The organism is Desulfobacula toluolica Tol2, assembly GCF_000307105.1.
GTDB classification, from domain to species: domain Bacteria; phylum Desulfobacterota; class Desulfobacteria; order Desulfobacterales; family Desulfobacteraceae; genus Desulfobacula; species Desulfobacula toluolica.
In genome coordinates this window covers 2902396-2916730 of sequence record NC_018645.1, presented here as the reverse complement: position 1 = coordinate 2916730, position 14335 = coordinate 2902396, and the positions used below count along the sequence as shown (strand labels likewise).

Below are 14335 nucleotides of genomic sequence, written 5' to 3'. Positions count from 1 at the left end.
ACTTGTGTAAAATATTATATTCCGGTATTCAGAACAAAAAAGATACTGCTGATCAATTTATCAGGTATTGACACTCTGTATGGGCCTTCGTATGTAAAGGTTGTTAATATAAGGGCATCACAAAAGCGATCTTAAAGACTGCCTAATCCGGTTCAAATCGGCCCAGCCCAGAGAGTCCGAGATTCTTATCCTCATAAAACGGGATCATTTGATTTGAATGATTTTATTTTTTGAGGGAAGAATAAGATTATTTTCAGTTATGAGTTCCGTTTTTTTGTTTTTGCCCATTGCTTGAATATGATGACTATGCGTATTAACTCGGTTGTTTTCATTACTATTCCTTCCTGAAACCAGAAAGACCAGTTCATTTACTATAGACCTCATTTTGGATATCTGAGTTTCTGTTTCTTCAGATGCAGCAGCAGAATTTTCAGAATTTTCAGAATTTTGCTGTACCACTTTGTCCATTTCAGCAATGGCGATATTTGCCTGTTCTATTCCTTCGGATTGCTCTTTAGAGGCTTCGGATATCTCTGCAACAAGCTCTCCTACCTTTACAGTATTTTGGGCAACTTTGCTGAATGCTTCATTGGTTATTGAAACAAGATCCGATCCGTCATTGATTTTATTTACAGTACTTTCAATCAACAGGGCAGTGTTTTTCGCAGCATCTGCAGCTCGCATGGCAAGGTTTCTTACTTCATCTGCAACAACGGCAAATCCTGCGCCTGCTTCACCTGCCCTGGCTGCTTCAACAGCAGCATTGAGCGCCAGAAGATTGGTCTGGAAAGCGATTTCATCAATGGTTTTTATGATTTTAGAAGTTTCTTCACTGGCCTTTGAAATATCATCCATTGACACGGTCAGCTTTACCATTGATTCATTGGCTTCGGTTACCACTTCATTGGTATCTTTCATAAGACCGTTTGCATGACTTGAATTTTCAGCATTTTTCTTTGTCATGGAAGACATTATTTCCATGGATGAGGAGGTCTCTTCAATTGATGCCGCCTGCTCGGAAGACGCTTCTGCCAATAGCTGGTTGAGTATAGACACTTGGTTTGAAGATGAGGCAACCTGCTCTGAAACATGACCAAGTCCAACGGCTATTTTGTTCAGCCATTCGGAAAGAGAACGGGCTGTAAATACACTGATAAATATTCCTAAAAATGTTGTAACAAGTAAGATAATAAGGATGTAGTTAAAATAAGTTTTTACCTGGCTGAAAAATTTTTCATTGGAGGACATAGAAAGTTTGTTTATTTCATCAATATTCTTGTCAATCTCATTAAAAATAGCTGTTTGAATCTGGTATGTCTTTTCAACATTATTAATGTATTCCAGAACAAGCTCTTTTGTTTTGAGATTGGCGTTTTTAGCCGTAATAGCCATATTCTCAAAAGGAGTTCCTGCAAGGTTTTTAGCATCTTGGGAAACATTTTTTATCAAAGTTTCCAGAAATGACAGAATTTTTTCCTTGACGTTTAAATTTTCTTTTAACCGGTTAAAAAGCACCTTGATTTGATAATTTGAAGACGTATTAATGTTTGCGCCTCTTATGACAAGCCTCTCAAGTGTCGTTATCTGAGAACGGGTTGTTATATCTGCAAGCTTCTTGCTTGTGGTATCAATATACGCATTGGAATTTTTAATGGAGGTATCAGCCAGCCTATAAACCTCTTCTTCGATTTTAAAATTGATTTCTCTTAAAACCTGGAAAGTTTCTACATTCTCCCAGATTTTTTGGAAATTTTCAGTAAGGGTTGAAATTTTAATCTCACCCAAAAGAGCATTGTATTCTTTTTCTAGATCGTTAAAATTGATTTCTTTATTTATATACCCTTTTATATTCAAGGCGGTATTTAGGATATCGTTTGACAGGCGGTTTGATATTTTCTGCTCTTTTGACAGATCTTGAATCAAGGAATTGGAATTGAAAAAAAAGAATAAAATTGTGCCTATCAATATGAGGTAAAGGATGTTGGGGAAAAAAAGCTTGGTTTTTAAGGTTTGATTTTTATACTGAAAATGCATCTTGAGTCTCCTTTCCTGCTTTAGATGTTATGTGCTGAAGTCTAACAGTTTTTTTATAAAAAATTATAGATCATACAAATTAATCATCTAAAAAAATACCCACTGGTATGAAAAAAAAAGCTGCTTTGTGTTAATATTACTGTTGTTATTTCAGTATGTTAATATGCATTGTGTGCATTTGATTCATCCGTTTTGGAAGAATTTTCATCATATACTCTTATACTAATTTTATCTGCTTCACAATGCATTAATTAAAAATTATACAACATGAATATTTTTTGCAGAATATGTCTGATTTTAAGGAATCAGTTTGAAATTTAATGTCTTGACAGGGTTGAGGAATTCGAATTTGATTAAAGTTTAACCTGAAAAATTAAATGCTTGATTACAGGTATTAGGCAGATTAGTTTCGGGGGGGGGATTGGATTTTGAGTTATCAGGTAAAAATGAGAATAAAGCCTCTTATGACGGATCTTGCCAAAAGCCATGTCGTGATACACACAAACAAAACAGCAAGAGACTTATCCAACAGATTTTCTTTTCTTTTATCGTTGTATCCCAGCACCCAGCCCAAAAAGACACCACTGATCAATCCTCCGGCATGGCCCCAGTTGTTAATATTGGGCATTAGAAAACCGATGAGAACAAGACTGAGTACCCAGCCAGAGGTCTGTTTGTACACAAGTTGTCCCCATTGTCCGCCCCGTGATTTCCCAAAATAAAGTGCAGCTCCAATAAGTCCGCAAAGACCGGATGAGGCTCCTATGGTCAGGTAAACATTGCCGATATAGGACAATAAAAAACCTGCAATTCCTGTTAGGGTATAAATGGTAAACATTCGACACACACCATATTCATACATTACCAGGGGCGCTACTGTTTTGAGTGCCAGCATGTTGAACAGAATATGGAGAAGTCCGCCGTGAAGCCAGTTGGCCGTAATCAAAGACCACCATGCCTCAAATTTAACAATGGGAAGCCTGCCGGAAGCCCCTAAAAAATTTAATACGTCCATTGACGGGGTTAAAACATAAAACGGATTAAGGGTCAGATCTATGTTTTTCCCGCTATAAATCAGACTGATTATAAACATGATCACATTGACACATATCATTGTTTTCAGGACAAGTGCCGGTGTGAAAACCCTGTTACTAAAAGTCTTGAAAATTATCCTCCTCATTTTCATCAAATGGGATCACCTGATTCGGTCTGATTTCATTTTTTTGGGGGATGGCCATCTTTTTTTCAGGTGCTATAAATGTGTTTTTGCTTTTATTTGTCGATCTATATAAACGACTGTCTGTGGATGGCACCCGATTGGTTTCATCGCCATTCCCCCCTGAAATAAGTGAAGTCAGTTCATTTACTATAGACCGCATCTTGGCAACCTGAATTTCTGTTTCTTCGGATGCAGCAGCAGAATTTTCAGAATTTTCAGAATTTTGCTGTACCACTTTGTCCATTTCAGCAATGGCGATATTTATCTGTCCGATTCCTTCGGATTGTTCTTGAGATGCTTCGGATATCTCTGCAACAAGCTCTCCTACCTTTACCGTACTTTGGGCGACTTTGCTGAATGCTTTATTGGTTGTTGAAACAAGATCAGATCCGTCATTGATTTTATTTACAGTACTTTCAATCAAAAGGGCAGTGTTTTTTGCAGCATCCGCAGCTCGCATGGCAAGGTTTCTTACTTCATCGGCAACAACGGCAAATCCTGCGCCTGCTTCACCTGCCCTGGCTGCTTCAACAGCAGCATTGAGCGCCAGAAGATTGGTCTGGAAAGCGATTTCATCAATGGTTTTTATGATTTTAGAAGTTTCTTCACTGGCCTTTGAAATATCATCCATTGACACGGTCAGCTTTCCCATTGATTCATTGGCTTCGGTTACCACTTTTTTGGCATCTTTCATAAGACCATTTGCATGGCTTGAATTTTCAGCATTTTGCTTTGTCATGGAAGACATTATTTCCATTGACGAGGATGTTTCTTCAATTGATGCCGCCTGCTCGGAAGAAGCTTCAGCTAAAAACTGGCTGAGCGTGGAAACTTCTTTTGAAGATGAGGCAACCTGTTCTGAAACATTACTGAGTCCGATGGCAATTCTGTTAAGCCATTCGGAAAGGGACCGGGCTGTAACAAAACTGATAAAAATTCCTAAAAATGATGTGACCAGCATGATAATAAGTATGTAACGAAAATAGGTTTTTACCTGGCTGAAAAATTTTTCATTGGAGGACATTGCCAATTGGTTTATTTCATCAATGTTTTTATCAATCTCATCAAAAATAACAGTTTGAATCTGCTTGGTTTTTTCTACATTACTGATATATGCCAAGATAAGTTCTTTGATTTTGAAGTCGGCTTTTTGAGCCATCCGGACGGACTGTTCAAAAGGGGTTCCTTCAAGGTTTTTTACATCATTACCAATATTTTTTATTAATGTTTCCAAAAACTGCAGGATGCTTCCTTTGACATTTAAATCTTCTTTTAATCGACCAAACAAAACTTCGAGTTGATAATTTGACGAAGTGTTGGTGTTTGCGCCTTTGAGAACAAGCCTTTCAAGCGTTGTTATCTGAGAACGCTGATTTTTATCTGCAAGCTTACGGCTTGTGACATCGATAAATTCATTGGAACGTTTAATGGAGTTGTCAGCCAGATTAAATACCTCTTTTTCTATTTCAAGGTTGGTTTTTCTAAGGCTTTGGAAAGTTACTACATTTTCCCATATTTTCTGGAAATTTTCAGCAACTTTTGAATTTGTGATTTCACCTAAAAGGGTTTTGTATTCTTTTTCAAGATCATCAAAATTGATGTCTTTATTTATATAACCTTTTATATCCAAAGCCGTATTGAGAATATCATCTGATAGCTGGTTTGATATTTTTTGCTCTTTTGACAGATTTTGAATCAAGGAGTTGGAATTGAAAAAAAAGAATAAAATTGTGCCTGCCAAAAATATATAAAGGATATTTGGAAAAAACAATTTGGTTTTTAAGGTTTTGTTTTTTAAGATATTGAAACTCATTTTATATATCCTTTCTTTAGTTAAATGTTATACGGTATTTTCAAATTCCGCACTTTTATCAAATTCCGCACTTTTAAAGGTACTGAAAAGTACCAAATAATTTTTAAAAAGATCATCAGTTCAATTTTATATCATCAATTTTTACAGCGTTTAAATACTCTTTTACTGCACCCAGGGTCAGGGTAAACATTTTAGTGCCGGTTAAAATGGCAATGGGATCATTGTCACATTTACAGGCGTTGGCAAAGGCAGGCCCCATTATATTGACAGGATTCTGGGCTTCCTCAGGGTTGTCCTGCATCATTTTCAGATAGGTATTCAGCCGAGTTTTTAAGATTTCAAAATAATCAATGCTTTGGCTGGTTGTTGTTTGTGTAAGGGTTGAGATATTACCGGATATTTCCCTGATATATCCCCAGAACAGTTCTGTTAAAGGGCCTTTGTTTTTATCGTTGCCCGGCATAAAAAAGGAAATGGCCCAGCCCACACTCAGGATTTTTAAAAGCTGAAGTTCATATTCTATTGCAGTCAGGTTTGAACGGCTGTTTTCAGGTATGGCCGCTAAAAGTTCTTTGAGATCTGTTCTGTCAATGGCAAATGTTGCCAGGTTTTGGGCCAGTTTTTGTATGGTAAGTATTTCTTTTTTTTCCAATTTCATGATTCTTTTATTTATTATTATAATTTATGTACAAAATACTTAACTTATGTCATAAAATGTTACATCTTAATAACAGTAGAAGGTAGAAGTGTAAATACTTATAATGATAAAAATACACCTCAATTTGTTTGTTACCTTGTCCAAATATCTTCCTGAAAACAGTGAATGCTTTGAAATTTTTGAAAATACAAGTGTGGAAAAGTTAATTTTCGACCTTGGTATTCCTTTGGATTTTGTGAAATTAATTTTTATTAACGGAAAACGGCAGGATCTTAACTACCAATTGAAACATAATGACCGGGTTGGGCTTTTTCCTCCGGTTGGAGGCGGATAGACCATGGTAAGTTCAAACAAGGTAAGTTCAAACATTAAAGGACGGTACGATAGAAATTTTAATACCCTCACCCGTGAGGAACAAACAAAGCTGGGTAACTCAAAAGTCGTTGTGATCGGTTTAGGCGGTCTTGGCGGTGGTGTCTGCGAGATGCTTGCAAGAGTGGGGGTGGGGCATCTGACACTGATTGACGGGGATTCGTTTGAAGTCAGCAATTTGAACCGTCAATTATTAAGTGAAGAGCATTTGATAGGGATTCCCAAAGCCGAGGCAGCCAAAGCCCGTGTAAACGCTGTTAATTCCGAGGTGATTGTAACTCATAGGGTGGAATATGTGGATGAATCCAACCTGTATGAAACAATAAAAGAGTCGGATGTGGTAATGGACTGCCTGGATTCCATTGATACCAGATTCAAGTTGCAGGATGCGGCAAAAAAAGCATCTGTTCCAATTGTGTCCGGTGCTATTGCCGGGGTAGCAGGCCAGATAACAACTATTTTTCCGGAAGATATGGGATATGAGTTGATATATGGCAAAAAAAGCCGGGAACAATCAAAAGGGGTTGAATTAAGAACCGGCAATATGGCCTATTGCGCACTTTTTGTGGCAGCCCTTCAGTCATCTGAGTGTGTAAAAATACTCCTGGACCGTGGGGACTTGTTGCGCAATAAACTGCTGATCGCAGAATTATGGACCAATACTTTTGAGGTCATGGAATTGGTCTGATTTTTTTTACTCATGCATGATAATCATAAAGGAGAAATCTTTTATGTATTCCAAGGCGGCACAATTCATTTTATTCTCCAAACGGTGCATAGCCTTATATCGTTTTTTTTGGATATTTTTTTTGAGGAAAAGGCAACGTGCCATAAAAAATTGATTAAAGAAGAAAAATTGATAGAAGAAATTTATAAATTATAATTGTCAGAGGAGTGTTTAATGTCAAGAGACTGCCTTTTTTGTAAAATTATCAACCGGGAAGTTCCCAGTGAATTTTTATATGAAGATGATGATTTTGTTGTTTTCAAAGATATCAATCCCGCAGCCCCGGTTCATCTGCTCATAGTTCCTAAAAAGCATATCAGAAGCATTAATGACCTGCAAAAGGCTGACGAACTAATTATTTCCGGTCTTTTCATGATTGCCAAAGACATGGCAAAAGATCAGGGCATCAATGAATCAGGGTATAAATTGCTATTTAATGTTGAAAAAGGGGGCGGCCAGGAAATATTTCATCTTCATCTTCACCTGATTGGCGGATGGAAAAGATAACAATGGAAAAGACAGGGATGGAAACACAATTGTACCTCACTCAGTCTCCTTTTCCCGGAGAGTCCAGGGTTATGTATTGCGGGGATTGTGTTACGTTTACTTTGACTCTGTCAGCCGAGGTTAAAGGCAAAGCATGGGTGAGAACCAATCTGGGTTCGGCTGTTGTTGCAAGAAAAGAGATTATCAGCCGGGTGGAAAGAGATGAAATAAAGCTTGATGAAGCCTGGGTTGATATTCAAATGAAACAGGAAAACGGTTTGATGTATAAAATTGTTCTTCCGTTGCACCAGACCGGATTTTTTCAGGCAAAATGTTTTTTTACCCCGGAGAACAGCACCAGGCCTGTGTGGCCGCCGGGTGATAATTGTATTTTTAATGTTGAGCCGGCCGGTACCTGCTGTGCCAATATTATTTACAATGCCTTTGTCAGACAGTTTGGCAGATCCAAATCAGGTGTGGCAGAAGAAAAAGATATGTCGCCCATCATTAATACACTGGATGCAAACGGGTATACTGTAATCCCTGAATCAGGCAAATTCAGGGATCTGAAAAAACAAGTTGAATTTATCTTTTCGCGTCTCGGGTGCCGGGTTCTCCACTTGCTGCCCATCCATCCCACTCCCACCACCTATGCCCGGATGGGACGGTTCGGCAGTCCTTATGCAGCCTTGAATTTTACAGATGTTGATCCAGCACTGGCCGAATTTGATCCTTCTGCAACCCCCCTGGAGCAATTCATGGAGCTGGTTGATACGGTTCATTTGCATAACGGATATTTGTTCATGGATATTGCCATTAATCATACCGGATGGGCTGCTTCCATCCATGAAACCAATCCGGAATGGCTGGTCAGGGGAAAAGACGGAAAGATTGAGGCACCTGGTGCCTGGGGGGTTGTCTGGTCGGATTTGACAAAACTGGATTATTCAAACCGTGACCTTTGGAAATATATGGCAGATGTTTTTCTGCTGTGGTGCCACCGGGGAGTTGACGGGTTCCGGTGCGATGCCGGTTACATGATTCCTGTGGAGGCCTGGGAATATATTGTTGCAAAAGTAAGGGGTGAATATCCTGAAATCCTTTTTTTTCTGGAAGGACTTGGTGGCCCCATCAAGACAACTTGTGAAATATTGGGCAAGGCAAATTTTAATTTTGCCTATTCCGAACTGTTTCAAAATCATACCAGACAGGAAATTTCGGATTATCTGCCAAGGGCCTATGAAATATCAAACACCTGTGGCCACATGATTCATTTTGCAGAAACCCATGACAACAATCGCCTGGCATCTGTTTCCATCAGATATGCAAAAATGAGAACCTCTCTTTGTGCGCTTTTCTCAGTTTGTGGGGGATTCGGATTTGCCAATGGTGTGGAATGGTTTGCCACCCAGAAAATTGATGTTCATGAATCCGGCAGTCTCAACTGGGGTAATCAAACAAATCAGGTCGATCATATTTCAAGGCTGAACCTGATATTAAAACATCATCCCACCTGTTTTGCCCAGACACGGCTTGAGTTGATTCAGCAAAATCAATCCGAGTGCCTGGTGTTGCTGAGGTATAATGAAAAAAAGAATAAAAAACTTCTTGTTTTGGTGAATCTTGATTGTGAAAATTCAAATGAGGCATCCTGGTTAAGAAAAGATGCCGATATGAACACAACACTCTTGTATGACCTGATTTCAGGCACTCAAATTAAAATAGAAAAAATCGACGAAAATTCTTGTGTGATGAAACTTGCACCCGGAGAGGTGCTGGCCCTGACACCGGATTCGGATGATATGAAGATTCTTGAGCAGTACAGTGGAATAAAAAGCCGTGCCCCTGAACGGGTTTATCTGCAAAAACTCAAGACAAAAGTGCTGGCGATTCATACCATATTCCATGGTTACAAAAATGTAAACAAAAGTCATATTGAACATGAGGCTGTGTCATTTGCCAATGATCCGGTTGAATTTATACGTTCTTTTAACCAGGATTCACAAGAGAGCCGGGTGATTGTATTTGATTGGGAAAAGGATTTGAACCGGCAGTTGATGATCCCGCCGGGATTTTTTTTGTTGGTCAAATGCAGGGTCGGATTCCGGGCGGAAATTCTTGATGAAAAAACATCAGTCAAAACCTCCCTGGGATATGAGGAAGGCATTCCAACGTATGATGGGAAAAGTTTTTTCGCACTTTTTTTTCCAAAAAAAACAAAGCGCAAACACAAAAAATATATCCTGCGCCTGCGTGTATTTGAACCTGCCGGAACCCGGATTGAAAACACTTCATTGTTATATCTTGCCCGATGTGACGCTTTGTATATGCGCTCCTCTTTTACAAGAAAGGAGATTGTAAAAACGCCCTTTTTAAAATTATTGGCCGCCACCAAAAAAGGGGGCATGATGCGGGCGGCTGCCTGGTGGGGAAGACTTGACAGCCGATATGATGCCCTTCTTGGGGCAAATATTGACGCAACCAGGCCGGAAAACCGGTGGATGGTGTTATCAAGGTGCCGGATCTGGGGGGTGTTTCAGGGATATTCAAGGGAACTTGCACCCGATTGTCTTGAAGAGTTCACCTTTTCTTATGACCATGGCGGAAAATGGCGGTTCCATGTACCCACATCCGAAGGTAAATATTATGCTTTACAGCTCTATCTTGCCATTGATCCGGAAGAAAATCATGTTTGCTTGTCCATCGTGAGGGTTGCGTCCCCTGAAAACAATCCTTTTTTTCTTGATGATGATAAAAAAGTGACTTTGATTATCCGCCCGGATATTGAAGACAGAAGTTTTCATGAAACCGTCAAAGCTTTTAAGGGGCCGGAAATAGAATGGCCAAAAGCTGTTTCTCCACTTGAAAATGGGTTTAATTTTTTTCTTGCCAACGGGAAAATATTGAGGCTTGCCGTTTCCAAAGGTGAGTTTGTCCATGAGCCGGAATGGCATTATATGATCCACCACTCACTGGAAGCCCAAAGAGGACTTGATGCTGAATCGGATCTTTTCAGTCCTGGATATTTTACCTTGTCCTGCCTTGGGGGAGAACAGGTTCAACTCAATGCCGCCGTAAGTGAGAAGCCAAATGGTGAAAAGCCAAATCTGGAAATAGGCTTTAATAAAATTATAACAGATTCTGAATCCAAAAAATTTGTAAAGGGTATGCTGTTTTCCGAGGCTGTATACAAAAGTCTTGATGCGTTTGTCGTGGATCGCGGCACGGACAAGAGCGTGATCGCAGGATACCCATGGTTTCTCGACTGGGGAAGAGACAGCCTGATTTTTTGTCGAAGCCTGATTGAACTTGGACGGTTTTCTGATGCAAAAGCCATATTGCGTTTGTTTGGCAGGTTTGAAAACAAGGGAACTCTTCCCAATATGATTTGCGGTGATAATGCCGCAAATATAGAGACCTCGGATGCTCCTTTATGGTTTTTTGCCTGTTGCAGAGATTTGATTGAAAAAGAAAACAGCCATGATTTTTTAACCCAAAAGCTGGACAACCGGACGGTTAAGGATGTGCTTTTGTCCATTGCCCATTCCTTGTTAAAAGGGACTCAAACCGGTGTGGTCGCTGATCCTGATACCCGGCTTTTGTACAGTCCCTCTCATTTTACATGGATGGATACCAATTTTCCTGCCGGGTCTCCCAGGCAAGGTTATCCAATTGAAATTCAGGCGTTATGGTATAATGCACTTGTCCTGCTTGCCTCCATTGATGGTTCCAATAAAACAGACTGGCTCAAAAAGGCCGGAACAGTTAAAAAGGCTGTTCAGGATCTTTTTTATAACAAGGCTTCAGGCTATTTTTCAGATTGTCTTCATTGCAATGGCCCTGTGGGGGCGAAAAATGCATTGGCTGATGATGCCTTAAGGCCCAATCAGCTTTTTTTGGTGACCTTTGATGTGATCCAGGACAAACATATTGCACAAAGATGTGTTGAAGCCTGCCAGGAGCTGCTTGTCCCGGGAGCCATCAGGAGTCTTGCCAACAGAAGGGTTGAGATCCCAATCCCTGTTTTTTATGGCGGCAAGCTGATCAATGATCCCCATTTTCCTTATGCAGGGCAATACAAAGGGGACGAAGATACGCAAAGAAAGCCTGCCTATCATAACGGAACAGCCTGGACCTGGCAGTTTCCGGTGTTTTGTGAAGCCTGGTCAATTGTATTTGGTAAAAACAGTTTTTCCACCTGTCTGGCATGGCTGGGCAGCGTGATTGATTTGATGAGAAAAGGTTCTGCAGGATATATTCCTGAAATCCTTGACGGAGATTTTCCTCACACACCAAGGGGGTGTGATGCCCAGGCCTGGGGAACAAGCGAGGTTGCCAGGGTCATGCACAAATTATTACACTGATTTGTTACAGGAGGTTGTTTATAATAATATGGAAAAGATGCAGATTTACAAAGTATATCCCGCAATTCCGGAACCATTGTCATTTCTGGATTATCTGGCCAGGAACCTGTGGTGGTGCTGGAACCATGAAGCCATAGAGCTGTTCAGGAGAATAAACCCCGTTCAATGGGAAAAAATAGGGAAAAACCCTGTGGCGTTTCTTTCCTGTATAACCCAGCGCAGATTCGATGATTTATCAAAAGATGAGAGTTTCTTAGGGCATCTTGGACGGGTAAAGACTAAATTTGAAAAAATGTTTTCCCGTGTATCGCAAATCAAAGAATTTGATTTGACTCCAAAAGACACTATTGCTTATTTCTCCATGGAATTTGGCCTTCATGAATCTCTCCCTTTTTTTGCCGGCGGATTAGGGATTCTGGCAGGCGATCATTTAAAAGCCTCGTCCACCCTGGGAATTCCGCTGATCGGTATCGGCCTTTTGTTCCGGGAAGGTTATTTCAGGCAGTTTATAGACCATAACGGTTGGCAGCAGGAGACTTATCCCATCAATGACGTGTTTGATCTGCCGGTCCAAAAATTAAAGGATCATTCAGGATTTGAAATAAAAATAGATATTCCAGGACCTGACGGAATTATCAACGCCTGTGTCTGGCAATTAAAAGTCGGTAAAATCAGATTGTTTTTGCTGGATACAAATTTGCCGGAAAATTCAAAAAATATCAGGGACATCACATCCCGGCTTTATGCCAGCCATAGTGAAATAAGAATTGCACAGGAGATATTATTGGGTATTGGCGGTATTAAAGTGTTGCGGGCCATGGATATTTTCCCCAACGTCTGTCACATGAATGAAGGGCATTGTTCTTTTGCCGGGCTGGAACGAATTTCCATTGTGATGGACAAGTATAACGTGGATTTTCAGGTTGCATTTCAAATCTGCAAGCGAAGCTGTGTGTTTACGACCCATACCCCTGTGGCTGCCGGGCATGATGTGTTTGTCAAAGAGATGGTTTTTCCCTATATCCAGCCCTATGCACGAAAGTTTTCCGTTTCAGATGATGAATTGCTGTCTTGGGGACAACCCCATACAAGAAAAAATACGGATAAATTTTCCATGTTTATTTTCGGGGCTCATTTTGCAGGCTATATTAATGGTGTCAGCCGTCTTCACGGCCGGGTTGCCAGGGGTATGTGGCAGAGTTTATGGCCAAGAAGGCATGTGGAAGAAATTCCCATTTCCCATATCACCAACGGGGTGCATATCAGTTCTTATCTTTCCCAGCATAAAAATTCCTTGTTTGAACGGTATTTATCCTCGGATTGGTCAAGCAGACAGTCCAATCCAAACCTGATTTCCAGAATAGATATGATTGAAGATGCTGATTTATGGCATGTTCATGAACTGGACAGGTCCAGTTTGATCAGAAGATGCCGCCAGTCTTTGTTGACACAGTATGAAAGGCAAAATGCTCCCAGGCATGAACTGGATGAAGTGGCCGGAGTACTGGACCACCGGGTGCTGACCATTTGTTTTGCCCGGCGGTTTGCAACGTATAAACGGGCCAGCCTGTTATTAAAAGATGCCCAGCGGCTGACAAGGCTCATTACGGACGAGGATAAACCCGTTCAGTTTGTGTTTGCCGGTAAAGCACATCCCAATGATGACCAGGGCAAAGCTATTATCAAACGGATTGTTGAATTTGCCAGATCCCATAATGTCAGACACAGGGTTGTGTTTCTTGAAAATTATGACATTAATATTGCACGATATATGGTCCAGGGATGTGATGTGTGGCTCAATACGCCCAGAAGACCCAATGAGGCTTGCGGGACATCAGGCATGAAGGCTTCGGCCAATGGCGGATTAAATATTTCCATCCTTGACGGATGGTGGTGTGAAGGGTTCAGGGATGACCGGGGATGGGCTATTGGAAACGGTGATATCTATGATGACCATGAATACCAGGATGAGGTTGAAAGCCAGGCTTTGTTCAATATCCTTGAAAATGATGTAATTCCTAAGTTTTATGACAGGAAAAGAGGTAATCCGCCTTTAAAATGGATCAAGATGATGAAAGAAGCCATGAAAATGGCCATTAAAGATTTTTCAAGTGACCGGATGGTCAGAGATTATTGCTCAAGATTTTATATTCCGGCATCAATTAATTTTAAACAATTAACGCAGGATTCGGCCGAGAAAGCCAAAGAACTTGCACTGGCTCAGTTCCGGCTGGTGTCCTTATGGGGTGATATCAGATTGTCCAGCCCCGAACTGACCAAAGAGGTGGATTTTACGGTGGGTGACACCTTCAGGATTACTCTGGAGGTTTTTCTTGGCGAACTGACTCCTGAAGAAGTTGTAGTTCAGGTGTATCACGGCAAGGTAAGGGCCTTGGATGAGTTTGAGGGAGCTCGTGCGGAAACCATGTGGCTGCAGGAAACCATTGCCGAAGGCAGGCATATTTATGCCTGCACGATTACCTGTTCGGATTCAGGACGATTCGGATATACATCCAGAGTGATTCCCAAAGGTGATGAGGTGTTGAGCAATACACCCGGTCTTATCACCTGGGTTAATGGAGATGATTAAAAATTGATTTTGTTCAATTAAGGAAAAAGGGATTGATGTGAATGAAATTTGTTCTACTACATTACACAATCC

The 14335-nt window shown here is 40.6% G+C and carries 9 protein-coding genes; 5 read left to right on the top strand and 4 right to left on the bottom strand.

Annotated features, from left to right (window positions below; genetic code table 11):
* Positions 1-204: 204 nt before the first annotated feature.
* The 4 genes from TOL2_RS13360 to TOL2_RS13345 all read right to left on the bottom strand — a co-directional run bounded on the left by TOL2_RS13360 (position 205) and on the right by TOL2_RS13345 (position 5724).
* Complete coding sequence (locus TOL2_RS13360) at positions 205-2034, bottom strand: methyl-accepting chemotaxis protein (RefSeq protein ID WP_014957955.1); 1830 nt, start codon at positions 2032-2034, stop codon at positions 205-207.
* Between the two features lie 436 nt (positions 2035-2470).
* Positions 2471-3127: a rhomboid family intramembrane serine protease gene (locus TOL2_RS13355; RefSeq protein WP_232507939.1), complete on the bottom strand. Its 657-nt coding sequence runs from the start codon at positions 3125-3127 to the stop codon at positions 2471-2473.
* A 58-nt stretch (positions 3128-3185) separates the two neighbouring features.
* On the bottom strand, positions 3186-5066 hold the full coding sequence (locus TOL2_RS13350; RefSeq protein ID WP_014957953.1) for a methyl-accepting chemotaxis protein: 1881 nt from the start codon (positions 5064-5066) through the stop codon (positions 3186-3188).
* A gap of 115 nt (positions 5067-5181) precedes the next feature.
* On the bottom strand, positions 5182-5724 hold the full coding sequence (locus TOL2_RS13345; RefSeq protein ID WP_014957952.1) for a hypothetical protein: 543 nt from the start codon (positions 5722-5724) through the stop codon (positions 5182-5184).
* A 103-nt stretch (positions 5725-5827) separates the two neighbouring features.
* On the opposite strand from TOL2_RS13345, the gene TOL2_RS13340 reads away from it, so the two are divergent.
* The 5 genes from TOL2_RS13340 to glgP all read left to right on the top strand — a co-directional run bounded on the left by TOL2_RS13340 (position 5828) and on the right by glgP (position 14263).
* Positions 5828-6058, top strand: coding sequence for a MoaD/ThiS family protein (locus TOL2_RS13340; RefSeq protein ID WP_014957951.1), 231 nt, complete (start codon positions 5828-5830; stop codon positions 6056-6058).
* 3 nt (positions 6059-6061) lie between these two features.
* Positions 6062-6784 (top strand): HesA/MoeB/ThiF family protein, encoded by a 723-nt coding sequence (locus TOL2_RS13335; protein WP_014957950.1) that lies wholly within the window; start codon positions 6062-6064, stop codon positions 6782-6784.
* Positions 6785-6997: 213 nt separating this feature from the next.
* Entirely contained in the window at positions 6998-7330 is a 333-nt protein-coding gene (locus tag TOL2_RS13325; RefSeq protein ID WP_014957949.1) for a histidine triad nucleotide-binding protein, read from the top strand.
* 2 nt (positions 7331-7332) lie between these two features.
* A complete protein-coding gene (locus TOL2_RS13320) occupies positions 7333-11673 on the top strand; it encodes an amylo-alpha-1,6-glucosidase (protein WP_014957948.1) in 4341 nt (1446 codons plus the stop codon).
* 28 nt (positions 11674-11701) lie between these two features.
* A complete protein-coding gene (glgP, locus tag TOL2_RS13315) occupies positions 11702-14263 on the top strand; it encodes an alpha-glucan family phosphorylase (protein ID WP_014957947.1) in 2562 nt (853 codons plus the stop codon).
* The last annotated feature ends 72 nt before the right edge of the window (positions 14264-14335 follow it).

Coding starts and splice junctions, on each gene's coding strand:
- TOL2_RS13360 (WP_014957955.1), bottom strand. CDS start 2,034: ATGCATTTTCAGTATAAAAATCAAACCTTAAAAACCAAGCTTTTTTTC.
- TOL2_RS13355 (WP_232507939.1), bottom strand. CDS start 3,127: ATGTTTATAATCAGTCTGATTTATAGCGGGAAAAACATAGATCTGACC.
- TOL2_RS13350 (WP_014957953.1), bottom strand. CDS start 5,066: ATGAGTTTCAATATCTTAAAAAACAAAACCTTAAAAACCAAATTGTTT.
- TOL2_RS13345 (WP_014957952.1), bottom strand. CDS start 5,724: ATGAAATTGGAAAAAAAAGAAATACTTACCATACAAAAACTGGCCCAA.
- TOL2_RS13340 (WP_014957951.1), top strand. CDS start 5,828: ATGATAAAAATACACCTCAATTTGTTTGTTACCTTGTCCAAATATCTT.
- TOL2_RS13335 (WP_014957950.1), top strand. CDS start 6,062: ATGGTAAGTTCAAACAAGGTAAGTTCAAACATTAAAGGACGGTACGAT.
- TOL2_RS13325 (WP_014957949.1), top strand. CDS start 6,998: ATGTCAAGAGACTGCCTTTTTTGTAAAATTATCAACCGGGAAGTTCCC.
- TOL2_RS13320 (WP_014957948.1), top strand. CDS start 7,333: ATGGAAAAGACAGGGATGGAAACACAATTGTACCTCACTCAGTCTCCT.
- glgP (WP_014957947.1), top strand. CDS start 11,702: ATGGAAAAGATGCAGATTTACAAAGTATATCCCGCAATTCCGGAACCA.